Here is a 22,914-nt window from a genome sequence, read left to right as displayed (position 1 = left end):
CGCTTGAGAAGAACCGCTAGAATAATAATCAATTAACACTTGCAGCTTGAACGAATACGAAAATTCGCGCGGGGTTTTACGTTTTGTCATAATTTCTTACTTTTTTTATAGTCAGAATTGTGACAAGCTAAATCCGTATAAGACATTTTGCCAGACGATGCATTACCAAATAGGTTATTTATGTTGATAATCAGGCAGTTATGATATATGTGGATTTTTCGTGTTTTTTCAACCATTGGAAAGGTTCTTTGAGAATATGCGAGTCGTGAGGTTAAGAAGTGTAAAAGTTTCCTTCGTTTTATTGTATTTAAAAACGGAGCTTTGCTCTTTTGGTTGAGAAGAAAATGAAAGCCGGTCTCCAACCAATTTTCCTGATTTCATCGCTTATTCCGCTTGAACACCTTGGCTACTTTTCGGCAGGCATTACTTCTTTTTTAGGAAAGTTCTGACCAAAATGAAATTAATGGGGACGCAAATGCAGAATACCGGTAGCATGGCAATTTGCTTTTTCATGCCCATCCAAAGGAAGAGAGATAACAATCCGGTTTGCAAAAGATAGTTTACAAGGTGGGAAAAGGCAAAGCCCGCTCCTCGTCTTGCTGTTGCTTTCACCTTAAAAGTGTAACTCGTAGATGCAAAATAATTGAAAACAAAACTAATGACATATCCGATCGTGTTGGAGATTCTGGGTTCAATCCAGTTGATTAGTAACAGATAAATTGCGTATTGCAAGGTAGTGGCAATGATTCCCACAATTCCGAAACGCACGATTTCATCGAATTTTTCTCGATTTCTTTTTCTGAATGGTTGAAAAAACGACTCATCGGCTTCGCGAAGCAGATGGCGGTCGCCTCTGCTGTCGCCAAAGGCTACCAATTTATAGGAATGTCGATAGGGAAAGATTTGCAGAAGCCGTTTCAATTTCTCTTCCCCATAACAATTCTTGGTGAGGAAGTTTCCGGTTATGTAATCCAAACGGATATCAATCTGTGTGCCTTCCACCTTCACCTTGTCGCCAAACTCTTTGAAGAAAGGGCGCACCCAATTTTCTATGCTTGCCGTGATGATGATAACGCTGTCGCCGTTGTTTATGGCTTTTCTGATGGTTTCCAATCCTTTCGGGCGCATGATGCCTTGCCGGTGAATGGCGAAATTCTCGCAATGCGCATTGAACTCCCCGATAGACATGCCTTTGAAAAACCACGAGAAAACTTTTTGCTTCGCTTTCCAGTTCGGATATAATCTCAATTTCATGAGAAAGAGGATGGGGGAGAATAGGAAAAAACCGCAAAAGGTTTTCCCATATCCGTACACATACTCAATAAACTCGATGAATGTGTCCTTTTTTGTGAGTGTTCCGTCAAAGTCGAATGCGTAAACTTTCATCTTACAATTGGTAAATAATAATGAGGAAAGTCAAACCGAAGCCCAATACGATAAGTTGGATAAAACGATCGCGCAGTATTACCTTCGTAGGGTCTCCGCTTTTCTTGTCCACCACAGCAATTTGAATGTATCTGAGCAATCCCAAGAGTACGAATACGCTCGTCAGATATAATTTATCGGTATGGAAATTGGCTACAACTTCCGGGCTCATCGTGTACATGATGTAGCACACCAAAGTAACGCTTGCCGTGATGGTGATGGCTTGATTGATGAAAGTGAGGTTGTATCTGCTCGTGTTCTTGCGTGGGGCTTTGCCTGTCTCGTTCATTCTGAGCACGTCATCGCGCCTTTTCGCGAACGATAGAAAAAGCATCAGGAGGAAGGTCATCAGCACAATCCATTTGCTCAGTCCGATACCGGTGGCAAGTCCACCGGCGAAGAGTCGGAGAACAAAACCAAACGCTATCACGCAGACATCGATGATGGCATGTTGTTTCAGCACTAAGCAGTAAGCAATGTTCAATATCCAATAAAAAAAGATAACTCCTGCCACTTCCGCCCCATGTTCAGGCAGCAAGAGCAACGTAAGCATCGACAGAATGGCCATCGATAGCATGATGAGGTAGCCTTGTACCACGCTGATGGCTCCTGAAGCCAGCGGACGTTTGCATTTCACCGGATGTCGCTTGTCGTCCTTTAGGTCGATGATGTCGTTGAGGCAGTAAATGGATGAGGCGATGAATGAAAACGACAAGACAACTATAAAACCGGCATATAGCGCGTCCGGTTTCAGAAGTGCTCCACCGAAAAATATCGGAAGAAGCACAATCGTGTTTTTTATCCATTGCTTTGGGCGGATTAATCGGAATAAATCTATCATAATATCCTCCTCTTTATGGGTTTAACGGCTGCTTCTGTCAGCTTGTGCAGCAACCATGCCATCGGCAAGGCTATAACGGTAACCAAAAGGAATTTTACCCAATAGCTCCAACCGAATGGTTCAATGTAAATTAAAATGAAATGATGATGAATGAGATATAGTTCCAAACTGATGGAACCGAAAAAGAAACATGCTTTCCGAATGAGTCTTGATGTTTTCCTTAGCAATCCGGCGAGAATGATAATGCCGGATATGGTGAGGGGAATATAGAGCATACGTTCCAAGAATAGTGGAAACCTTCCGTGTTTTACCTGTTCCAAATAGATGCAGGCGGCGAGTGTTCCGATGAAAGCGATGAGGATTAACCAGATTGCCGAACTTTCAATGCGTTTGTTTTCCTTTACAGCCGCTCCCATGTTGATGCCTAAAAAATAGATAGGGATTCTGCTCCAGAATATTTCTAAGTGTTGCACTGTATCGTGAATGGGGGTAACATATTGCACGATGACGCACCATGCCATCATCAACGCAGGAAGCCAGCGATATGTGGGATGCTTGATGATGAGTCGCAGGTAAGCCGGCGTGAACAAATACAGCATCATCGTTGCCGGGATGTACCAAAATGTAAGTTCGCCGTTCAGCCAAAAATCCCAATTGATGGTAATATCTCCGATTAAATCGATGAAATTCTTGCTATGTCCGCCATGTCTTACAATGTCAGACCAAAGCATGTCCGGAACGTAATATGCCGTTGCGACAATCAACCACGTGGGGTAGATGCGAAAAAGTCTTTTCAGATAGAATGTGTGCGTGGATGAATCCTTTGCCCATGAATACCACAATCCGATGCCACTGAGAAAGAAAAACATATCAACACCGATGTTTCCCATTCTGCGAAGTCCGAAAAACAAATCGTTTCTCGGTAAACCGACATGAAAAAGTATGACGAAGATAATTGCAAGCCCCATAAGCTCGCCTCGATAATTGCTGATGTTGCCAAGTTCTATGCCACTCTGTTTCATTTTAGTTTCGGGGATGGGATGTGTTTCGTCAATTCTTTGAACAGCCATGCTATACAGATGGATGTGATGATATACAATAAGAGTCCTGTCCAGTAATCTCCTGTGCGCGATATGGGGATGATTACCTTTCGGGTGATGGGGTGTGAAATAAACAATGCTGCCGAGATGCTTCCTATCCATGAGAGTTGGTTGAGCAACCACCGATGAAAGGTGGAAAAGAATGTCGCGCGACTGATGTGTTTCACGAAATATATTGCGGCGATGCATACAAATGCCGGTACAAAGAACCAACTGTTCCGATTGAGACTTAAAATGTAAATCCCCAAAACTGCCAAGATGGTCCACAGCGGATATAGTCTTGGATTGGCGTTCTTTACGTGTCTGGCATAAAGAAGTCCCATACAGAAGGGCAATATCCCCCCGACACAGTTATATCTCCAACGATTCAGTGCCTCACCATCAGGCTCGCATGCCATTTGAATGGCGGTACTAAGAACCATCAGTCCTACTGCCCATCCCCAATGCCGCTTGTAGAGGAAAAGACGATATACGATATAGAGTTGAAACATTAAGCCGAAGAACCAATAAGGACCCGGCCAGATAATCTTGTCAGGGTGAGGTAAGATGTTGTTGAATAGTCCTAATTGAGCGATTATGTCAAGAACGGCATAATGATGTCTTCCCGGAGTGATGGCATCGATGAGGATAAAGGCTGCAAATCCCACAATCATTAGACGGAAAAGTTTTTTCCAATGGTATTTAATAAATTCGAGAGTAGTGGGCTCGGCGTGTTTGTCGCGGTTGTATAATTCATATTTTTGCACCAAACCATAGGCTGAAAGAAACAAGAAAATAGGGACTCCGTAATGTCCGAAGAAAGACATGACATGAAAGAAAATGAGGTTTGTCCATTCCGAAGTCATGATTTTACTCAGCTCGTCCACATTGTTTTGAAAGTATTGGTACTCGTTTTCTTTTACGATGGGTGCGAGCCAATGACAATAATTGTGAAGAATAATGCCTAAGATGGCAATTCCTCGCATGGCGTTGCATTCTGTTTTACTAAGCAATGTTTCTGCGGTCAAATTATTGTTAGTTGTTTTTATCTCTTCCATACTTTACTTATTGCGATTCGATGGGGCGTATGAAACGTTATCGTTTCTTATCTGTTGTCTTGCCATGCTTGGCGACTAAATCATCGTAGTTGGTCTTGTTTTTCAAGATTCTCGGTCGAAGCTCATTATATTCCGGACTTAAAACATCGTATTCAGCACGATAATATTTTGTGTTAATTCCCGCCAAATGGAGCAAGAGGTAAGGCAGGGCATCCGTCATGAAGCGTTTGTCTTTGGCTTTTCTTATCTTTTGAACCGTATCCGGGTGTTTTGCCGCGAATTTCGGTGAACAATAAATCCAAAAAGGCACCTCAAACTCATAGTGAGCAAGGTCGTAATCTATCGCTGCGGAATGGTTACGACAGATAAAACCTCGATTGTCTTCGTAACATTCCTCACCATGGTCGGGCATATAGATGACCACCGCTTCTTGATTCTCAAAGCGACGGATGATTTGGTCCACGATGGAATCGTTGTAAAGAACCGCATTATCGTAATGTGCGAGCATAAAACGATGCTTTTTGATTAAGTCTGACCGTTTTTCCGCATAGTCGTTAGCGTTAAAATGATGTCGGTCTTTAGGATAACGGAGCTTGTATGATACATGTTGCCCGATGAGATGGAAGATAATCAAATTGTGTTCCTTGTTCTTTTGGCTCAATGTTTTATCGTAATCCTCGAGCAATCCCTCATCGAACTTGTGCAATTTGGTGTTTCTTGTGTCGAACATCGCCTCTGAGAGCTCGGGATGATTCAGGAAAAAGCCCCCACTAAAGTCATAAACAGCTTCTTTGGCTTGTGGCAAGAACTGATTGGTTATGAACGAAACGTGATAGCCTGCTTTGCGGAAGATTTGTGGGAACAGCGGATAATCGCACCATTCGCCTTTTTGACCTATGACATGCAGGGAAAAAATGTTCTTGAAGACGAAGCTGGTGAGATTCCATGGCGACACGACATCGGTGAACGGAATGAGCCTACCTGATTTCTCACGCTCTACTTGGCGAGGTGTTGTCTTCATGAAATAACCATACTGTTGAGAGTGATGACGTCCCATGCTTTCCCCGATAATCAGCACGATGTTGGGAGTTGTGAAAGCGCAACTATCCACTCTGACATTGCCTTTCGCCTCGATGAGTCTGTCGATTTGTTGGGATGCCAAATGGTTTGCAAAAATGCTGAAGACAAGTCTGTAAACCGGCAGATAAAATTGCGCACAATCAGGTCTTGTCAGTTCGTGCTCCACCTTTCCGATGGAATTCATTGAGAACATCCGTATCATTTCCCGTTTGTTGTGCGCCGAACTGCAACCCGACCAAATGAGGATGCACAGTGTTAGCCCTCCAAAAAAGGGGCGGATGCGTTCAAACACATGGTTCGTCCGGTCGAGAAAGCTCTTTATCTTATCCGGAAATTGTCGCTTGAACACCGGCCACAGTGAAATAAGTATGTGGAAAAGGATAATCAGAAGAATGAGTCCTATACCGGAATAGAGCACATCGCCCGTGATATAGCTGTTAAGAAACTCTGTAGCTTCTCGCTTGTTGGTCTCTCCTGCCAGTAGCAACATGGAGGGGTTGAGAGTCGATTGAAACTTATCCCAACAAAAAAGGTCGATAATTGTAGTTGTATAGGCAACCACGTAGAGGACACCTGCTATCCACCGGCGGACTTTTTGGGGAAAACACGTCAGGAAAAGACAGACGATATAGAGGTCGAGGAATAGCTCCTGCCAAAGATTATCGTAAACTCTCGCGTCCGGATTGTTCTTTGGGAGTTCGCCAAACGATACCACGATGGCAAGTAAGGACATGAAGAAAAAGAACGAAGCATTTTGCTTTATGGGCAGAAACACTTTGCTCAGCATGTTTCCAATCAATCTTATGGTTTTCATCCGCTCAATGAACTTTGATGCAAAGTTAGTGCAAATAATTCATATTCCATCATTTTACACTTTGAATTAACGCCTATGTGCAAATCGTGTAGGCTTTCTTTACATCGTCAATGATTTCGTTCGGCACGCACCCGCCTATGGGTTTGCCCATTTTTATTCGCTCTCTTATCTCTGTGCTGCTGATATTTATGAGTTGCGAGTTGAGCAGAGAAACGTTACTTGGTAGTTCATTTTTATCGATTTCATCGCCTTTTCTCGGATAAATGGTTATGGAATAATTTGCCAAGATGTCCTCGTGGCGATACCACTTGTTGAAAGCTTTCCAGTTGTCCCCGCCAATGAGCAGTGAGAAATGATGATTGGGGAAATCTTCGGAAAGCCGTTGCAGCGTGTTCCATGTATAAGATGGTTTCGGAAGTTGAAATTCGTAGTTGCAGGCGATGATTTTCGGCAGATTACCCAATGCTTTTTCCACCATCCGTAAGCGCATTTTGTCGTCTAAAAGCGCATTGTTTCGTTTCAATGGGTTTTGTGGCGACACCATCAGCCATACCTCATCCAAGTGTTTCTGTCGTAGAAACGCTTTGGCAAGTGCGATGTGTCCGTTGTGTATCGGATTGAACGAGCCACCGAAAATCCCTATGTTCATTTATGTTTCGAGAAAGTTTTTAATGAGTAGATAGGCTTCTCTTTTTGCTTCTTCCAAGACATCGTTCACGATAATATGGTCGAATTTATCGGCAAAAGTGAGTTCATATTCTGCTTTTGCAAGTCTGTTTTCAATCGCTTCCCGCGAGTCGGTTTGTCTGCCCTCAAGTCTTTTTCGCAGTTCGGCAAGCGATGGCGGTTGAATGAAGATGCTCAAAGCCCTGCTTGCGTAATATTTCTTGATGTTGCATCCCCCTTTCACATCCACGTCGAACACTACATTTTGTCCCACTGCTGATTGTTCTTCCACCTGAGATTTCAATGTTCCATAGAATCGGTCGGTATATACTTCCTCGTATTCAAGAAACTCGTTGTTTTCGATTTTCTTCCTGAATTCATCGGGTGAAATAAAGATGTATTCGACACCATTCTTTTCCGTTCCGCGCGGTGCCCGTGTGGTGCAGCTGATGGAGAAAACCAAGTTTAGTTCCGGATGCTTTTCCATCAGCCACCTGACAATTGTGCTTTTCCCGGCTCCCGAAGGTGCGGAAATGACAACCAGTTTTCCCGGTGTGGAGTGTGATTTGTTGGTTTTCATGTTGAGTCTTTATAATGCGTTGAGCACCTGTTCTTTGATTTGTTCCAGTTCGTCTTTCATCTTTACTACGATGTTTTGCATTTCTGCCTGATTGCTTTTCGAACCCGTCGTATTGATTTCGCGACCCATCTCTTGAGCGATGAAACCGAGTTTTTTGCCTATTCCTCTGCCGTTTTCCAGCATTGTCTCGCGGAAGTATTTCAGATGGTTGGTCAGTCGTTGGCGTTCCTCGCTGATGTCCAGTTTCTCTATGTAATAGATAAGTTCCTGTTCGAGTCGGTTTTTGTCGTAGTTGATGGTTGGAATCTGCTTCAATCCCTCGATGATTCTGTCCTTTATTTTTGGTACTCTACTTTCTTCGTATGGTTCTATGCTTTTAAGTAAAGCCTCGATGTTATCGATTTTTTCATTAAACTTCTTCTGTAGTGCGGCACCCTCTTGTGCTCTGAACGCCGTCAGCTGGTTAATTGCCTCTTCGATGGCAGTCTTTGCCGAAACCCATTCCTCTTCCTCGAGTACCTCCACCTCGGTTTTGGTGGTTACATCGGGCAGGCGGAGCAGTGTTGCAATCCAGTCTTGAGGTTCGGGAATATTGGTTTGCGCAACGATGGTTTTAAGTTGTCGGTAATAGTCCTCCACCAATTTTGCATTGATGGGGGCGGCATCCAAAACGGAATCCTTCTCCACCCACAGCGAGAAGTCTATCTTTCCCCGCTCCAATTGTTTTGAAACAAGTTGCCTTATCTCCATTTCCTTTTCTCTATATAGGGGGGCAATGCGAGTGGATAGGTCGAGATTTTTGCTGTTGAGCGATTTTATTTCAACATTGATTTTCTTTTCTTTGTAGGTTACGACTGCCTTTCCGTAGCCTGTCATGGATAGTATCATAGGCTTGTTGAGTTTTATTTTGTCGCTGCAAATGTACGAAAAAGGCTTGGAAATACCAAAAAGAGTGTTTCAAACCTCTGACTCGGTCAATCGACTGCTCTTCGTTTCTATCCCCCGAATTTCATGTTTGGTCTATCAGGCATCCCTCGTTGCTCATTGGAATAAAGGCTGATTTTTCCACGATCCTTTGTTTTATGCTTCTTTGAAAACCTTTGGGCTGGAATAAGACAAATGTTCCTTTTCAAGACGGCGAGAACGAAACGTGAGTTTGAAGTTGAAACAATGACTTTTTTAATGCTGCATGGAGACGACATTATGGAAGTCAAAAAGAACGTGTTTTCAATCAAAAAAAATGCAATCTGTAAGTTGTTGATAATCAAATGTCTTATACGGATTTAGCTTGTCACAATTCTGACTATAAAAAAAGTAAGAAATTATGACAAAACGTAAAACCCCGCGCGAATTTTCGTATTCGTTCAAGCTGCAAGTGTTAATTGATTATTATTCTAGCGGTTCTTCTCAAGCGTCCATATTGCGTAAGTGGAATGTGTCTAGTGGTTCAATGTTCCAATGGCTGAAACGTTGGCCCGTTGATTCAAAATCGTTATCTTTGCCCTCGGAAGGTAGTGTCCTTAAAAGTGTGTAATTCATCTTTCCTTTCTCTGTACTTCCACTGTTATTTTATTCTTTTCTTTCCAGTTCTTGAATTGATATATTCTCCTTTCATATGTCGTCTTTGTTTCCTCCATCGCCACGGCCGCCAGGAGGAAGATGACGGACTTCTCTGATGGCATGGATGTTCTCATTTGGATGGTTCTCCTGTACTTCCTGTTGAGCCTTTCAATCCAGTTGGTCGTATATATGCACCTCTGCACTTGGGCCGGGAAGTCCATATACGTGAAGTAGGCACAGTTGCGTTCGGTCTTGTACTTTCTTAGTGCAGGATATTTCCTTTCCCATTTCTCGACAAAGGTAATGAATTGTTCGTATCCCTGCAAGGAATTCATCTCGTTGTTCTCCAATTGGAACACCTCACTGAGCTGCTGCGCCATTACTGGTTTGTCTTTATGTGATGCGCCGCTGAGTATCTGTCGCTTGACGTGTGCCACGCAGAACTGGTGTGCGGCACCTGGAAAGGCTGCACAGACGGCATTCTCTATTCCTTGCAATGCATCGGAAACGACTAAGTCTATCTGTTCGACGCCTCTTTGCTTCAAGGCCTCAAGCTCGTCTTTCCAGCACAGAGCCCCTTCTGTGGGATGATTGACAACCGTGAGCACCTCCCTGCTGCCGTCTTCCAATACCCCCAGAATGGTATAGTAGGCCTCCTTGGACACCTGTCTGTCCCTACGGGTGGAAATAAAGGTGGCGTCGATATAGACGGCTAAATAGTGGGAGGAAAGGCTACGGCAAAGCCACCGTTCGACGTCCTCACGGCAGCTACCGGCAAGATGCGATACCTGCTGCTTGCTGTAGGAACGACCATAGACGCAATTGGAAATCTCGCCTATCTGCTCCGTGGTAAGACCTTTGGTGTAGAGGAGGTTGAACAATTTGGCACGTTCCTCGCTTTCGCTGCGTATCAACCCTAAGAGAATGGGATAGAAGTTCCCGCTGCGACTGCGCGGAATACGGAGCGAGAACTCAAAGCCGTGACTGTACCAACGGCGAGAACGGAAGCCATTGCATTGCTCATGGGCATTTTCGCTGACGAACAACTCTCGTTCATGATACATCAGGGAGTTCATGATTAATGACTGAAGGGTAACAAAACCCTCGCTGCTGCTTGTGTAATTCGAAAGAATTTCCGAAATTTGCGAATGTGTAAGTTTCATTTTTTTCTTTTTTAAAGTTATCAAATACAAAGATAAGAAAAAAGAAGCTTACACACTTTTATAGGACAGTACCCCTCGGAAGTAATCGAGAGGTATCGTATGGCTCATAAAGAAACGAATTTGACAGACAATGAGATATTGCGCCAGAAGATAGTGAACCTCCAACACGCATTGTCTTTGGAGAAGATGCGCAGCCGTGCCTATGAGAAACTCATAGAGATAGCCGAATCCGAGGAGGGTATCAGCATCTTAAAAAAAGATGGTGCCAAACAGTAACGGCGCTGCGTGAGGAGTTTCCCGGTGTATCCGTGGAATTCCTCTGTGGGCTGTTTGGCAAGAAACGCCAGTGGTATTACGCAAGCAGCAAGCTTGTGATTTCTGAGCGGCAAAGGCGTAAACTGATAGTTGACAATGTACTCTACTATCGTGCCTGCTGTCCCGGGATAGGCGGTGTGAAACTGCACGTCCTCCTCAAGTCGGAGCTAGGTGAAGATGTTACTCATGGTCGCGACTCCTTCTTAAAACTACTTGCTTCAGAAGGGCTTATGCTTCCCAAGAACAAGCGAAGACGTACAACGGACTCCAATCATCCTTATAGGAAGTATCCTAATCTTGTACAAGGTGTTACGGCAATGTATGCTAACCACATTTGGGCAGCCGACATAACCTACGTTTGGATTTACGGCAACGTCCTGTACCTCCATCTCATTACGGATGTTTACTCACATGCTGTCATAGGCTGGTGCTTATCCGAAACCATGGAGGCTATAAATACGAAGGAGGCATTGCTAATGGCAGTTAAGGCAGCCGGAGGAGGCAACCTCTGCGGAACGATACACCACTCTGACAGAGGTTCGCAATACGCCTGCCACCTATATGTTGAAACTCTTATGTGCCACCATATCAGGGTTAGTATGACAGAACGGTACAATCCTACGGACAATCCTGTGGCGGAAAGGACGAATGGAACCTTTAAGGTTGAGTGGATTTACCAGCAGGAGATGTACCGAGATTATGACCAGGCCAACATGGAAATCTCCAAGGCAATAGCCTTCTACAACTACAGACGACCGCATATGAGCATAGGAATGAAATGTCCGATGGATGTCTATAGAGGCGAACAGCCCGGGAGAAATCTTTGGAAAAAGAGATAAATGCTTGCAAAAAAGAAAAATATAAAGTATCTTTGGAACGCCGAAAATATGGCGAACGACGGTCTTATGCCATCTTCACCAAAGGTCCCAGGGGGCATCGAGCCCCCTAAGACCTTGCCGAAAATATGACGGAACTTAGGTGTTGTCCATCTTCTTTTATACAAGTGCACAGACTTCAAATTTAACCTATATAATGTTAATGTCAAGTCATTCAGTAAACAAGAAAATATTTGACAAGTAAAACAGAAATACATCGTCAGATCTGACAAGTGAATTCAGGAAAAGACAAAATGTATATGAATGGTATTTTAAAAGCTTAGCTTTTGCCTTCCAAAAGCTTAGCTTTCGCCTCTCAAAAGCTTAGCTTTTAAAATGCAAAAGCTTAGCTATTGCAAATCAATGGCTGATAATCGCAAATTTGTTTGTTGTTTTTTGTGATGAATTAGGCGGGAAATCGTATCATCGGCAAGCCACCTCCCAAGCTCGTGCACCATGCAAGTAGCGAGTTGTTTTCCGGAACTTTTCCGAAATAATGTTCTATCATTGATGGGAATGCCCTATTGGAAGATGCCGGTATCGTTCCGGAAAATTAATGCGTTCATAGCTTCAATTCATCATAAAATGGTGATTGAAAGTCATGAAAGTCTGCCGAATATGGAGCTTTCACAACTCTTTGAATATCGAAAATAAACACAATGAGTTTTAATTTGTTCTATATAAGGTGTGAATATTCAAAATTTAGCACTATCTTTGCATATCATAACACGTCCCCCGGATGACAATAAGCCTTGTCAGTTGGGTGGAAACATTGTGAATAAGGAGTAAGAAAATGTCTTGTATATTAAATATAGAAACCAGCACCAATGTGTGCTCGGTGGCATTGAGTGAGAACGGAGCGTGCATATTTCATCAGGAGGATCACGACGGACCGAACCATGGAGAGAAACTCGGAACATTCGTAGATGAGGCGTTGTCGTTTGCCGACAGCCATGCCATTCCCGTGGATGCCGTGGCGGTGAGTAGCGGTCCGGGTTCTTACACCGGCTTGCGCATAGGCACGTCTATGGCAAAAGGAATTTGCTATGGCTTTGGCATAAAGCTCCTTGCCGTGCCCACGTTGGAACTACTTTGCGTGCCCGTTTTGCTTCATCATGCGGAATTGGAACCTAACGCCTTGCTGGTTCCGATGATTGATGCTCGCCGAATGGAAGTCTATGCCCAAGTGTTCGATCGCGCGTTGAAAACTGTTCGCCCGATTCAGGCGGATGTTGTGGATGAAAATACGTATAAGGAATATCTTGACCGTGCGCCGGTTTATTTCTTTGGCAATGGAGCCGAGAAGTGCATGGACACAATCAATCATCCCAATGCCCACTTGATAAAAGGTATAGAACCCCTTGCGAAGAACATGATGCCACTGGCTGAAAAGCGAATGGCAACGGAACAATATGAGGACGTTGCTTATTTCGTGCCGATGTATCTGAAGGATTTTGTGGCAAAAAAAGCGAAACCGCTGCTGTGAGAAAATAAAAATCGTGTTTGTGGAGAATGGAACGGAAAGGCAGCGCATCGAAAAGTCATGACGCAACGTGGAGAACACCTCCGGCTGAGAGCACTTCGGTTCGTTTCTCCCATTCAAAATAAAACAAATGTACCAATGAAAATTGAAGGTTTGGATTATAACACCCAACGAGAGAAATTAGTGTTGCCCGAATACGGAAGGGAAGTTCAAGACATGGTGAACTTCTGCGTGAAACTTCCCACCAAGGAAGAACGACAGCGTTGTGCGGAAACCATCATCTCCATCATGGACAGGATGAATCGTCAGAATCAGGAGAACAACGACCACGTTCAAAAGTTGTGGGATCATTTGGCACTGATGGCAGATTTTAAGTTGGATATTGATTATCCATTCGACGTTACACAGGCAAAGAAGATGTCTTCACGACCGGAGCCGATGAAATATCCCATGTCGAAAATCCCGGTGCGCCATTATGGGAAAATGATGTTCGAGATGTTTGAAAAGCTGAAGAACATGGAGGAAGGCGAAGAGCGCAACGAACTTATTTGCATCATAGCCAACCAAATGAAACGTTCCCTGATGCAGTGGGGGCACGGCTCATCCGATAATGAGAAAGTGGCTTCCGATTTAGCACACTACACCGATGGAAAGGTGCAGTTGGATTTGGATACGTTTCGTTTCGAGAAGATTAACGCGCGCGATTTGATGCCAACACGCAATAACAAAAAGAAACGATAGGTATGGAGTCCTTTATCATAGAAGGCGGACACCGCTTGTCCGGAACAATCATGCCTCAAGGCGCCAAGAACGAAGCTTTGCAGGTGATTTGCGCTACTTTGCTGACTTCGGAGGAAGTGATTATTCGCAATGTTCCGAATATCCTCGATGTCAATAACCTCATTAAGTTGTTGAAAGAAATTGGTATGAAGGTGAACCGGCTCGCGCCGAATGATTATTCATTTCAGGCAGCCAACGTTAATCTTGACTTTCTCGAAAGCGAGGAATTTGTAAAGAAAGCGGCTTCACTTCGTGGCAGCGTGATGCTCTATGGTCCCTTGTTGGGTCGTTTCGGCAAAGCCACCATCACTCGTCCGGGAGGCGACAAGATAGGGAGACGACGTTTGGATACCCATTTCTTGGGCTTTCGAAAACTTGGCGCGCGCTGTGTGTATGTTGAACAAAGAAACATTTACGAGTTGATGGCGGATAAACTCAAAGGAACAGATATGCTGCTTGATGAGGCTTCAGTAACAGGAACGGCAAACATCATCATGGCATCGGTGCTGGCAGAAGGCAAAACTACCATTTACAATGCCGCTTGCGAACCTTATATCCAACAGCTGTGCCGCTTGCTCAACGCAATGGGGGCGAAAATCAGCGGTATCTCCAGCAATCTGCTGACCATTGAGGGCGTAAAAGAACTGCGCGGAGCCGACCATCGTGTTCTTCCCGACATGATAGAGGTGGGCTCGTTCATCGGAATGGCTGCCATGATTGGCAACGGAATCAGGATAAAGAATGTTTCCATAAGCGATTTGGGAATCATTCCCGATGCGTTCCGCAGATTGGGAGTGCGCATTGAAGAAGAAAACGATGACCTGATTATTCCGCGTCAGGAACATTATGTCATTGATACTTTTCTCGATGGTACCATTATGACCATCTGCGATGCTCCATGGCCCGGACTGACACCCGACCTTATCTCGGTTCTCCTTGTCGTAGCTACACAAGCAAGAGGCAGCGTGCTCTTCCATCAGAAGATGTTTGAAAGTCGGTTGTTCTTCGTGGATAAACTTATCGACATGGGCGCGCAGATCATTCTCTGCGATCCGCACCGTGCCGTGGTGGTGGGGCACGACAATTCACGCACACTGAGAGCCGGACGAATGTCAAGCCCTGATATCCGTGCCGGCATTGCATTGCTCATCGCAGCACTTTCGGCAAAGGGAACGAGCAGGATAGACAATATTGTACAGATAGACAGAGGGTATGAGAATATCGAATCCCGACTGAACGCACTCGGAGCGCATATCCGACGCGTGGATATTTGTTAAATCTCTTGACCGACGACATGATAAAACGAGAGGACGTATATAAGATAGGTGTATTGGGGAAACCTCATGGCGTGCGTGGAGAACTACAATTCCGCTTCACCGATGATGTCTTCGACCGAGTTGAAGCTCAATATCTGGTGTTGGATTTGGAGGGCATTCTTGTTCCTTTTTTCATGGAAGAATATCGCTTCCGCACTGATGAACAGGCTTTAGTGAAATTCTGCAACATTGATACGGAGGAACGAGCACAGGATTTGGCAGGAGCTGATGTGTATTTTCCACGTTCTTTCGTGCCGGATGACACCGAACGGTTGTCGTGGACACAAATCATTGGTTTCTCACTGATTGACTCTCGTATGGGGAATGTCATCGGAAACGTTGAATCGGTGGACGATTCTACGGTAAACATATTGTTTGAAGTGAGAACAAAACAGGGTAAAATGCTGTTGTTGCCTGCCAACGAAGATTTGATAATGAACGTGAACTCAAAGAAAAAAACAATAGAGATGGAGATTCCGGAAGGTCTTTTGGAACTCTGAATTATGATTTGAATGAAGATGAAACAACAAATATGCATTCTTGGCTCAACAGGAAGCATCGGGACGCAAGCACTCGACATTATTGAGCAACATTCCGATTTGTATGAGACTTACGCGCTGACGGCAAACTCTCGATGGAAAGAACTCGCCGCACAAGCTCGCAAGTTTCGTCCGGCAGCCGTGGTGATTGCCAACGAGGCTTATTATAAAGACCTTTCCAAAGAGTTGGCAGACCAACCCGATATCAAGGTGTATGCGGGGACTGAGGCTCTGAACCAGATAGTTGAGGCTGAGCCCATCAATATGGTACTGACGGCAATGGTAGGCTTTTCCGGATTGGAACCCACCATTCACGCAATAAAAGCAAAGAAGAAGATTTGTTTGGCAAACAAGGAAACTCTTGTTGTGGCAGGTGAACTTATTTGCGGCTTGGCAGCTGAGAACCGAGTGCCTGTTTTGCCGGTGGATAGCGAACACAGTGCCATTTTCCAGAGTCTTGTGGGGGAGGATGAGAACGAGATAGAGAAGATATTGCTCACCTGTTCCGGAGGTCCTTTCCGCCTTTTCTCCAGCGAACAGCTCCAGACAGTGACCGCAGCCGATGCATTGAGGCATCCGACGTGGGACATGGGTGCGAAAATCACCATCGATTCGGCATCATTGATGAACAAAGGCTTTGAGGTGATAGAAGCGAAATGGCTCTTTGGTGTGCCGGCAGATAAGATTCAGGTGTTGATACATCCGCAGTCGATCGTCCACAGTGCGGTACAGTTTGCCGATGGGGGAGTGAAAGCGCAGTTAGGCATTCCCGATATGCACCTTCCGATACAATATGCCTTCTCCTTTCCTAAGCGTTTGTCGCTAAGAGCTGAACGTTTGGACTTATTCAAGCAGCCGTTGGAATTCTTTGAACCCGACATGCAGAAGTTTAAGTGTTTGGGAATGGCATACGAGGCGATTGAAAAGGGTGGAAATATGCCTTGTATTATGAACGCTGCCAATGAGATTGTCAATGAAGGCTTCCGAAAAGGAGCATGCTCGTTTGTTGGAATGGGGGAAATCATAGAGCAAACCATGGCAAAAGTGGGATTTGATGAAAACCCTGATTTAGACGTCTATCTACAGACCGATGCCGAAGCACGTCGCGTGGCAATGGATTTGATGAACGAGAGATTGGGTAAAAGATGATACAAGGTGCTTGCTCGCCCATCATTCCTTAAACAGTGAGATAGGAATAGGCTAATGGGAGGATTTGTTCACACCTACTTCAATCCTCATTCCCTTAAAAATGATATATAAACAAAAAAGAATAAATACTGATTAATGGAAACATTTCTGATACGATTGCTTCAGTTTGTATTGGCAATCTCTTTGCTTGTCCTTCTCCATGAGGGAGGACACATGTTCTTCGCAAAACTCTTTGGTATAAAAGTAGAGAAGTTTTTTGTCTTTTTCGATGTATCCATTGGTAAATGGAACGGCATGCTTTTCAAGTGGAAACCTAAGAAAAGCGACACCACTTATGGAATGGGATGGCTGCCATTGGGCGGTTATTGCAAGATATCGGGCATGATTGACGAGAGCTTCGATACGGAACAGATGAAGAAAGCCCCTGAATCATGGGAGTTTCGTACAAAACCGGCATGGCAACGCTTGCTTGTCATGATTGGAGGCGTACTTGTGAATTTCCTGTTGGCACTCTTTATCTATTCCATGATTATATTTACATGGGGCGAAAGTTATTACAAAGTGTCGGATATGTCGATGGGAATGGTCTTCAACGAAGATGCGAAAGCACTCGGTTTCCGTGACAATGATGTGATGATAGGCACCGATCAAGGCGCATTTCGCGAGTTTGCCAACGTTAATGGCGACTTCTTTCGGCAGATAGCCCAATCAAACTATGTCGATGTGTTGCGTGGTGGCAAGAAAGTTCGTATCTCAATGCCCGGCGATTTGGATATGCTCTCCATGATAAAGGAGCGTCCTCTCTTTGCCGAACCTTACATCCCGGCACGTGTGGACAGCGTTCTGGGGGGCACACCGGCGATGAAAGCCGGAATAAAAGAAGGCGACTTGCTGACATCCATCAATGGAAAGCCGGTTAAAACGTGGACCGACATGAATTTCCAAGTCGGTGTTTTGAGCGACATCGCTTCAGTAAAGCATACCCGGAAGGATTCTTTGGTTTTGCGAAATGTTCTTCTTACCGTCCGGAGAGCCGGAACTCACAGGGTCGATACTGTCAGAATGATGCTTACTCCCGACTTAAAAATGGGTGTGGTGCAGAGCACAATGGCAACTTATTATCAGCCGACGGAAGAAAGATATTCTTTCTTTGCGAGTTTCCCGGAAGGAGTTAAATACGGTGTGAACATCTTGCGCGGCTATGTAAGCAACCTTCAATATCTCGCTTCTGCAGACGGAGCGAAGAGTCTCGGTGGCTTTGGCTCAATAGGAAAGCTCTTTCCGCCTTTCTGGGACTGGTATATGTTCTGGAACATGACAGCTTTCTTGAGCATTATCCTTGCGTTTATGAATATTCTTCCCATTCCCGCACTCGATGGTGGTCATGTTATTTTCCTGCTTTATGAGATGATTACTCGCCGAAAGCCATCGGAAAAGTTCATGATTCGCGCCGAATACGTGGGCATTACCATCCTTATTCTGTTGATGGTGGTTGCCAATCTCAATGACGTATTGCGCTGGATAGGTTTGATGTAGAGCTTTTTGTGGTGATGATAACTGTTTTCAACACGGGCGAGACACAAGACAGTCTGCGTCGGGAGTGCAATCCCGATGGTTCAATACTTCGGCGTGCGCAATTGCGTATGTTGGATATGTTGGACTATCTCGTTACCGCTGCCGAACAAGCCGGCGTGAATTGGCGATTGGATGGTGGCAATGTGTTGGGAGCTTTGCGTCACGGAGGCTTCATTCCTTGGGACGATGATGTGGATATTGTGGTGGATTGGAAAGACTACAAGCGGTTTTGCGACTACCTGAAGCAACATCCTCATCCGCAATACCTGCTCCAAGACAGCGACACCGATGCCGGTTATTGGAAGTTTTGGGCAAGTTTTCGCGACCGAAAGAGTGAGCACGTCAGTACCGAAGATGCCGATTTGCGCGACAGGAAGGCGTTGGAGGCGATGCGATTTCGCGGTTTGCATATCGACATCTTCCCCTATGAAGACTGCATTCTGCCGCGTTTGCAGCGCATTGCCGGAAAGTTGGCAGTGAAACTAAACCTTGATGTGGCTCCGCAACATCCGCAATGGGCACGGTGCGGTTATCGATTGCTCAATCATTGTGTGTTTCCCATCTTTCGGTTGTTGGGACATTTCTTCGGAAAGCGCGGAGAGTTTATGCACAGTTACGGCACATGGTTCTATGAACGCTTCCCCCTTGATGTGGTACGCCCCTACAAACCCATAAGATTTGAGGATAGAACCTATAATGGTCCGGCACGTCCGGAAGATTTTTGCCGTATCATCTATGGCGACTATATGGCTTTGCCACCCCGAGACAAGCGCAACCGGCATCAAGCCACCATACGTTTCCTTGAGTGAAAGGCAAGCAGAAGTCCGGTTTCCGATTCTTGAACAATGATGAAAACCGGAGTCCTTCGGCTTCTTACATGTTTTTCTCGTAATGCTGCTGTTCATCAATGGTGAGCCGCAGTTTTTCTTTCATCCCCCCTTCGGTAGTCCATCCCAATGCGCGCAGACGAGCTGTGTCGAACGTTGCCTTTTTAATTACGGAGTATCCGGCTTTCTCTTCGGCGTCAGGAATATCCACAACCACCCTCTTCCCGGCAATATCGGCTATGTCTTCCGCCAGTTCTCGAATGGAAATGTTACTCTCTGTATCGGCAATGTTATAAGGTTTCATGTTCTCCCCCTTCAACAATATATGCAGTAAAGCCGATGCGCAGTCCACCGAGAAGCACCATGAACGGAACTGTCTGCCACTACTTTTCATCACGATGTCCTCACCTGCCAATACGTTGCGGATGAATTGCGCGTAAACCCGGTTATCTTGCTCCGTGAAATACGGACCATACACATGTGAGGGTCGTGCTATCGAGACATTCAGTCCGAACTGTTGGGCATGACTCACACAAAGCGTTTCGGCGGCACGCTTGGAAGAAGGGTAGCAGGAACGAACCGTGGCGGGATTGATATATCCGCTGTAGTCCTCCGCAAACGCTCTTCCATCGCCCTCGCCATAGACTTCTCCCGATGAGACATAGACAAACCTGCACAGTTGGTGGGCTTTTCCATAGCTCAACAGATTGTCCACGCCGTAGATGTTGGCTTTCATCACCCCCACGGGGTCGGTGGCATAGGCACTTGGAGAAGCACCGCTTGCTGCGTCGATGATGAAGTGGAAATCAATGTCGGTCTTCATCGGTGTCGTTACATCGAACGCGATGAAATGAAAGTTGGGCAGATGCCAATATGCGGCAAATCTTTTTCTTGCTCTTTCTTCGTTTCTGCCGGCAGCATAGACCCGGAAGTGGTGCGCATTGTGTCGCATCAGGACATCCACCAAACATCCCCCTATCAATCCCGTTGCTCCCGTTACGAGCAGGTTGCTTCCTTCCAATAGTTCCCAAGGTAACTCCGCCGTTGCTGCCTGCTCAATCCGTAAACGATAATTTGTTGTCATTTCAACCAATATTCCTTATCCGTATTTTTCAATGCCTTAAACAGCTCAACGTCTTCCGTCTGCGTCAGTTTCAGTCCGTTGCGCTCAGAACCGGCGACAAGGTGCTGGTCGTCGATGCCCAATGCACCCAACAAGGTGCAGGATGCCACCGTGTTCTCTATGCCTTGTGCCTTGGCTTCGGCGTGTGCATCGAGTAAAGTCTTCAGTCGGTAGGTGTGTGGCGTCTGCGTTCGAATGAGTCGCTCGCGCGGTATGGAAATGTTCGACAGGCAATCGCCCTTCACTTCCATGATGGCTTCCTTGCACACGAGTCCCGTCACGGCATAGCCGAACTCTCGGCATTTGGCGATGTTCTCGGAAATGATGCGCTCCGACACTAATGGACGCACGCCGTCGTGTACCAAGACAATATCATCGTCGTTGCAACCTTTTGCTTTCAAGCCTTCCAAACCGTTGAGAATGGACTGCTGGTTGCTGTTGCCGCCTTTGAAAATCCATTTCAGTTTCGTTATGTTGAATTGGTTGGCATAGGCTTGCAGCATCACTTCCCAGCCCTGAAGACAAACCACGCCCATGGCATCTATCTCCGGATGCTCCTGAAAAGCTTTCATCGTGTAAATGATGACGGGGATGTTGTCTATTGTCATGAACTGTTTGGGAATGTCTTGTCCCATTCTGTTGCCCGTGCCGCCTGCGGTTAATAATGCGATGTTCATATTGTTCGTTTTGTTGGTTGTCGATGATTTCTGTTTCACAAGTCGTACTGCACGTTGTGATAGGTGAAGATGAACGGATAGAAGAATCCGCGAATCCAGCCCATGAGTCCTTTTGCGTTCCCGTTGTAATAGATGCTGTCGCGGTGTCGTGCACAGATGAGGCATAGTTGCACGAGTGCCCACAAGTCTTTTCTTAGCATCAGTCCCGCCATGCGGTGAGCCAAGGGCTGTGTTGTTGCGCTTCTTTCGTAGATGTATTGATAGAGCTTTTGCCAGTTGCGTTTTCCTTGCAGTTGCCGATAGTTGGCATAGCCCTTTGTGTAAGGTTCCGTTTTCGACATCTGGCTGTTGTCTATTCCGTGCGATTTGTTCTCCTGTGCTATGGCGGATTCCGGGTGGGAGCGGTGCCAGTTCAGTGGTTCGTCGATGCGCACGATGCCTCTTTGCAGCTGAGCATTGATGGCCAGCGACCAGTCGTAGTGGATGTAGCTTATCCAGTTGGCATGATTGTGGGCAAACTCGCGGCGCAGGAGCATCGTGTGTCCGGCAAATCCCGTGAAGAGGAGTGCCTCAAGGCTGTATTGTGGGGTAACATAGACCGACTTTTCGGGTGATTTGCCTCTGTGGTGGCAGCAGAAGCAGATGTCCTTGTCGCCAATGGCAGCCACCTGTTTCTCTATTTTCGTCGGATACCAGATGTCGTCTTGGTCGGCAATGGCAATGAAGTCGGACGTGGCTCGTCGGGCGGCTGTCTCGAAATTGGCATTGAACCCCATGTTCTTTGTGTTGCTGAACACCTGAACATTTGGGTGTTCTGCCTTGTAGGCCTGTGCTATTGCCACGGTTTCATCGGTCGAACCATCGTCTTGTATGATGATTTCCCGAATGGGGTAGGTCTGCCCGATGATGGAATCTACCTGTTCTTTCAGGTATTTGGCACCGTTATATGTGCAGACGATTACCGATACGGTCTTGAAATTGTTGTTTGCCATAGGTGATAATGTACTGCAAATGTATGAAAAATAATCCAAAGTCAGCGTAATATTGCGTAATAAGTAGATGCTCAAAATTAATTGCCACAATCTTTTCGCTTGTTTTTCATTCTAACAGCTTACCTTTCACTTTTTAAAAGCTTACCTTTTGCGTTGTAAAAGCTTACCTTTTGGAGTGCGAAAGCTAACCTTTTAAATCTCAATTTGTATCACCTTGGTAGTGTCCTTAAAAGTGTGTAATTCATCTTTCCTTTCTCTGTACTTCCACTGTTATTTTATTCTTTTCTTTCCAGTTCTTGAATTGATATATTCTCCTTTCATATGTCGTCTTTGTTTCCTCCATCGCCACGGCCGCCAGGAGGAAGATGACGGACTTCTCTGATGGCATGGATGTTCTCATTTGGATGGTTCTCCTGTACTTCCTGTTGAGCCTTTCAATCCAGTTGGTCGTATATATGCACCTCTGCACTTGGGCCGGGAAGTCCATATACGTGAAGTAGGCACAGTTGCGTTCGGTCTTGTACTTTCTTAGTGCAGGATATTTCCTTTCCCATTTCTCGACAAAGGTAATGAATTGTTCGTATCCCTGCAAGGAATTCATCTCGTTGTTCTCCAATTGGAACACCTCACTGAGCTGCTGCGCCATTACTGGTTTGTCTTTATGTGATGCGCCGCTGAGTATCTGTCGCTTGACGTGTGCCACGCAGAACTGGTGTGCGGCACCTGGAAAGGCTGCACAGACGGCATTCTCTATTCCTTGCAATGCATCGGAAACGACTAAGTCTATCTGTTCGACGCCTCTTTGCTTCAAGGCCTCAAGCTCGTCTTTCCAGCACAGAGCCCCTTCTGTGGGATGATTGACAACCGTGAGCACCTCCCTGCTGCCGTCTTCCAATACCCCCAGAATGGTATAGTAGGCCTCCTTGGACACCTGTCTGTCCCTACGGGTGGAAATAAAGGTGGCGTCGATATAGACGGCTAAATAGTGGGAGGAAAG

General features: G+C 45.6%; 23 protein-coding genes. 10 read left to right on the top strand and 13 right to left on the bottom strand.

Annotation, left to right across the window (positions count from 1 at the left end; all coding sequences use genetic code 11):
• Positions 1 to 423 precede the first annotated feature (423 nt).
• From E0E16_RS10120 to E0E16_RS10085, 8 genes are all read right to left on the bottom strand, one after another.
• Positions 424 to 1,386, bottom strand: coding sequence for a haloacid dehalogenase-like hydrolase (locus E0E16_RS10120; protein WP_130830206.1), 963 nt, complete (start codon positions 1,384 to 1,386; stop codon positions 424 to 426).
• A gap of 1 nt (position 1,387) precedes the next feature.
• Complete coding sequence (locus E0E16_RS10115) at positions 1,388 to 2,266, bottom strand: decaprenyl-phosphate phosphoribosyltransferase (RefSeq protein ID WP_130830205.1); 879 nt, start codon at positions 2,264 to 2,266, stop codon at positions 1,388 to 1,390.
• Positions 2,263 to 3,288: an acyltransferase family protein gene (locus E0E16_RS10110; protein WP_130830634.1), complete on the bottom strand. Its 1,026-nt coding sequence runs from the start codon at positions 3,286 to 3,288 to the stop codon at positions 2,263 to 2,265. Before E0E16_RS10110 ends, E0E16_RS10115 begins: the two co-directional genes overlap by 4 nt.
• The gene (locus E0E16_RS10105; RefSeq protein WP_130830204.1) at positions 3,285 to 4,403 is read right to left on the bottom strand and encodes an acyltransferase family protein; all 1,119 of its coding nucleotides are present in this window, start codon (positions 4,401 to 4,403) and stop codon (positions 3,285 to 3,287) included. The genes E0E16_RS10110 and E0E16_RS10105 overlap by 4 nt, the downstream gene beginning before the upstream one ends.
• Positions 4,404 to 4,440: 37 nt before the next feature.
• The gene (locus tag E0E16_RS10100; protein ID WP_130830203.1) at positions 4,441 to 6,297 is read right to left on the bottom strand and encodes a phosphoethanolamine transferase; all 1,857 of its coding nucleotides are present in this window, start codon (positions 6,295 to 6,297) and stop codon (positions 4,441 to 4,443) included.
• Between the two features lie 73 nt (positions 6,298 to 6,370).
• A complete protein-coding gene (gene nadD, locus E0E16_RS10095) occupies positions 6,371 to 6,946 on the bottom strand; it encodes a nicotinate (nicotinamide) nucleotide adenylyltransferase (protein ID WP_130830202.1) in 576 nt (191 codons plus the stop codon).
• Complete coding sequence (gene gmk, locus E0E16_RS10090) at positions 6,947 to 7,543, bottom strand: guanylate kinase (protein WP_130830201.1); 597 nt, start codon at positions 7,541 to 7,543, stop codon at positions 6,947 to 6,949.
• 9 nt (positions 7,544 to 7,552) lie between these two features.
• Positions 7,553 to 8,431 (bottom strand): YicC/YloC family endoribonuclease, encoded by an 879-nt coding sequence (locus E0E16_RS10085; RefSeq protein WP_130830200.1) that lies wholly within the window; start codon positions 8,429 to 8,431, stop codon positions 7,553 to 7,555.
• A gap of 436 nt (positions 8,432 to 8,867) precedes the next feature.
• On the opposite strand from E0E16_RS10085, the gene E0E16_RS10080 reads away from it, so the two are divergent.
• Positions 8,868 to 9,077 (top strand): hypothetical protein, encoded by a 210-nt coding sequence (locus E0E16_RS10080; RefSeq protein WP_130830199.1) that lies wholly within the window; start codon positions 8,868 to 8,870, stop codon positions 9,075 to 9,077.
• 1 nt (position 9,078) lies between these two features.
• Here the strand turns inward: E0E16_RS10080 and E0E16_RS10075 are convergent, their stop codons facing one another.
• Positions 9,079 to 10,266, bottom strand: coding sequence for an IS256 family transposase (locus E0E16_RS10075; RefSeq protein ID WP_130829501.1), 1,188 nt, complete (start codon positions 10,264 to 10,266; stop codon positions 9,079 to 9,081).
• A 99-nt stretch (positions 10,267 to 10,365) separates the two neighbouring features.
• Here E0E16_RS10075 and E0E16_RS13655 point away from each other — a divergent pair, with 99 nt between their 5' ends.
• The 9 genes from E0E16_RS13655 (at position 10,366) to E0E16_RS10035 (ending at position 19,107) form a co-directional block, all read left to right on the top strand.
• Positions 10,366 to 10,542: a hypothetical protein gene (locus E0E16_RS13655; protein WP_165444179.1), complete on the top strand. Its 177-nt coding sequence runs from the start codon at positions 10,366 to 10,368 to the stop codon at positions 10,540 to 10,542.
• Positions 10,543 to 10,574: 32 nt separating this feature from the next.
• Positions 10,575 to 11,420 (top strand): IS3 family transposase, encoded by an 846-nt coding sequence (locus E0E16_RS10070; RefSeq protein WP_240048166.1) that lies wholly within the window; start codon positions 10,575 to 10,577, stop codon positions 11,418 to 11,420.
• 829 nt (positions 11,421 to 12,249) lie between these two features.
• Positions 12,250 to 12,942: a tRNA (adenosine(37)-N6)-threonylcarbamoyltransferase complex dimerization subunit type 1 TsaB gene (gene tsaB, locus E0E16_RS10065; RefSeq protein ID WP_130830198.1), complete on the top strand. Its 693-nt coding sequence runs from the start codon at positions 12,250 to 12,252 to the stop codon at positions 12,940 to 12,942.
• 135 nt (positions 12,943 to 13,077) lie between these two features.
• Positions 13,078 to 13,680, top strand: coding sequence for a DUF4290 domain-containing protein (locus E0E16_RS10060; protein WP_130830633.1), 603 nt, complete (start codon positions 13,078 to 13,080; stop codon positions 13,678 to 13,680).
• A gap of 2 nt (positions 13,681 to 13,682) precedes the next feature.
• Positions 13,683 to 14,996, top strand: a complete 1,314-nt coding sequence (gene murA, locus E0E16_RS10055; RefSeq protein ID WP_130830197.1) for a UDP-N-acetylglucosamine 1-carboxyvinyltransferase — start codon at positions 13,683 to 13,685, stop codon at positions 14,994 to 14,996.
• Between the two features lie 17 nt (positions 14,997 to 15,013).
• Positions 15,014 to 15,535: a ribosome maturation factor RimM gene (gene rimM / locus E0E16_RS10050; protein ID WP_130830196.1), complete on the top strand. Its 522-nt coding sequence runs from the start codon at positions 15,014 to 15,016 to the stop codon at positions 15,533 to 15,535.
• Between the two features lie 18 nt (positions 15,536 to 15,553).
• Positions 15,554 to 16,723: a 1-deoxy-D-xylulose-5-phosphate reductoisomerase gene (locus E0E16_RS10045; protein ID WP_130830195.1), complete on the top strand. Its 1,170-nt coding sequence runs from the start codon at positions 15,554 to 15,556 to the stop codon at positions 16,721 to 16,723.
• Positions 16,724 to 16,858: 135 nt separating this feature from the next.
• Positions 16,859 to 18,259, top strand: coding sequence for an RIP metalloprotease RseP (gene rseP, locus E0E16_RS10040; protein WP_130830194.1), 1,401 nt, complete (start codon positions 16,859 to 16,861; stop codon positions 18,257 to 18,259).
• A gap of 14 nt (positions 18,260 to 18,273) precedes the next feature.
• On the top strand, positions 18,274 to 19,107 hold the full coding sequence (locus E0E16_RS10035) for a LicD family protein (RefSeq protein ID WP_130830632.1): 834 nt from the start codon (positions 18,274 to 18,276) through the stop codon (positions 19,105 to 19,107).
• 64 nt (positions 19,108 to 19,171) lie between these two features.
• Here the strand turns inward: E0E16_RS10035 and E0E16_RS10030 are convergent, their stop codons facing one another.
• From E0E16_RS10030 to E0E16_RS10015, 4 genes are all read right to left on the bottom strand, one after another.
• Positions 19,172 to 20,209 (bottom strand): NAD-dependent epimerase/dehydratase family protein, encoded by a 1,038-nt coding sequence (locus tag E0E16_RS10030; RefSeq protein WP_130830193.1) that lies wholly within the window; start codon positions 20,207 to 20,209, stop codon positions 19,172 to 19,174.
• Positions 20,206 to 20,925: an IspD/TarI family cytidylyltransferase gene (locus E0E16_RS10025; RefSeq protein ID WP_130830192.1), complete on the bottom strand. Its 720-nt coding sequence runs from the start codon at positions 20,923 to 20,925 to the stop codon at positions 20,206 to 20,208. The genes E0E16_RS10030 and E0E16_RS10025 overlap by 4 nt, the downstream gene beginning before the upstream one ends.
• Positions 20,926 to 20,960: 35 nt before the next feature.
• A complete protein-coding gene (locus E0E16_RS10020) occupies positions 20,961 to 21,917 on the bottom strand; it encodes a glycosyltransferase (RefSeq protein ID WP_130830191.1) in 957 nt (318 codons plus the stop codon).
• A 241-nt stretch (positions 21,918 to 22,158) separates the two neighbouring features.
• A partial coding sequence (locus tag E0E16_RS10015; protein WP_181951336.1) for an IS256 family transposase occupies positions 22,159 to 22,914 on the bottom strand: 756 nt, incomplete at its 5' end.

Source organism: Prevotella rectalis, assembly GCF_900607215.1.
GTDB classification, from domain to species: domain Bacteria; phylum Bacteroidota; class Bacteroidia; order Bacteroidales; family Bacteroidaceae; genus Prevotella; species Prevotella brunnea.
Note: the sequence above shows the minus strand (reverse complement) of the source record. Positions and strands in the feature narration are given on the sequence as shown.

Bases quoted from the DNA above. Each gene is read 5' to 3' on its own strand.
- E0E16_RS10035 (WP_130830632.1), top strand. From the start codon at position 18,274: ATGATAACTGTTTTCAACACGGGCGAGACACAAGACAGTCTGCGTCGG.
- gmk (WP_130830201.1), bottom strand. From the start codon at position 7,543: ATGAAAACCAACAAATCACACTCCACACCGGGAAAACTGGTTGTCATT.
- rimM (WP_130830196.1), top strand. From the start codon at position 15,014: ATGATAAAACGAGAGGACGTATATAAGATAGGTGTATTGGGGAAACCT.
- E0E16_RS10080 (WP_130830199.1), top strand. From the start codon at position 8,868: ATGACAAAACGTAAAACCCCGCGCGAATTTTCGTATTCGTTCAAGCTG.
- E0E16_RS13655 (WP_165444179.1), top strand. From the start codon at position 10,366: ATGGCTCATAAAGAAACGAATTTGACAGACAATGAGATATTGCGCCAG.
- nadD (WP_130830202.1), bottom strand. From the start codon at position 6,946: ATGAACATAGGGATTTTCGGTGGCTCGTTCAATCCGATACACAACGGA.
- rseP (WP_130830194.1), top strand. From the start codon at position 16,859: ATGGAAACATTTCTGATACGATTGCTTCAGTTTGTATTGGCAATCTCT.
- E0E16_RS10115 (WP_130830205.1), bottom strand. From the start codon at position 2,266: ATGATAGATTTATTCCGATTAATCCGCCCAAAGCAATGGATAAAAAAC.
- E0E16_RS10085 (WP_130830200.1), bottom strand. From the start codon at position 8,431: ATGATACTATCCATGACAGGCTACGGAAAGGCAGTCGTAACCTACAAA.
- murA (WP_130830197.1), top strand. From the start codon at position 13,683: ATGGAGTCCTTTATCATAGAAGGCGGACACCGCTTGTCCGGAACAATC.
- E0E16_RS10075 (WP_130829501.1), bottom strand. From the start codon at position 10,266: ATGAAACTTACACATTCGCAAATTTCGGAAATTCTTTCGAATTACACA.
- E0E16_RS10105 (WP_130830204.1), bottom strand. From the start codon at position 4,403: ATGGAAGAGATAAAAACAACTAACAATAATTTGACCGCAGAAACATTG.
- E0E16_RS10100 (WP_130830203.1), bottom strand. From the start codon at position 6,297: ATGAAAACCATAAGATTGATTGGAAACATGCTGAGCAAAGTGTTTCTG.
- E0E16_RS10025 (WP_130830192.1), bottom strand. From the start codon at position 20,925: ATGAACATCGCATTATTAACCGCAGGCGGCACGGGCAACAGAATGGGA.
- E0E16_RS10020 (WP_130830191.1), bottom strand. From the start codon at position 21,917: ATGGCAAACAACAATTTCAAGACCGTATCGGTAATCGTCTGCACATAT.
- E0E16_RS10060 (WP_130830633.1), top strand. From the start codon at position 13,078: ATGAAAATTGAAGGTTTGGATTATAACACCCAACGAGAGAAATTAGTG.
- E0E16_RS10045 (WP_130830195.1), top strand. From the start codon at position 15,554: ATGAAACAACAAATATGCATTCTTGGCTCAACAGGAAGCATCGGGACG.
- tsaB (WP_130830198.1), top strand. From the start codon at position 12,250: ATGTCTTGTATATTAAATATAGAAACCAGCACCAATGTGTGCTCGGTG.
- E0E16_RS10110 (WP_130830634.1), bottom strand. From the start codon at position 3,288: ATGAAACAGAGTGGCATAGAACTTGGCAACATCAGCAATTATCGAGGC.
- E0E16_RS10030 (WP_130830193.1), bottom strand. From the start codon at position 20,209: ATGACAACAAATTATCGTTTACGGATTGAGCAGGCAGCAACGGCGGAG.
- E0E16_RS10120 (WP_130830206.1), bottom strand. From the start codon at position 1,386: ATGAAAGTTTACGCATTCGACTTTGACGGAACACTCACAAAAAAGGAC.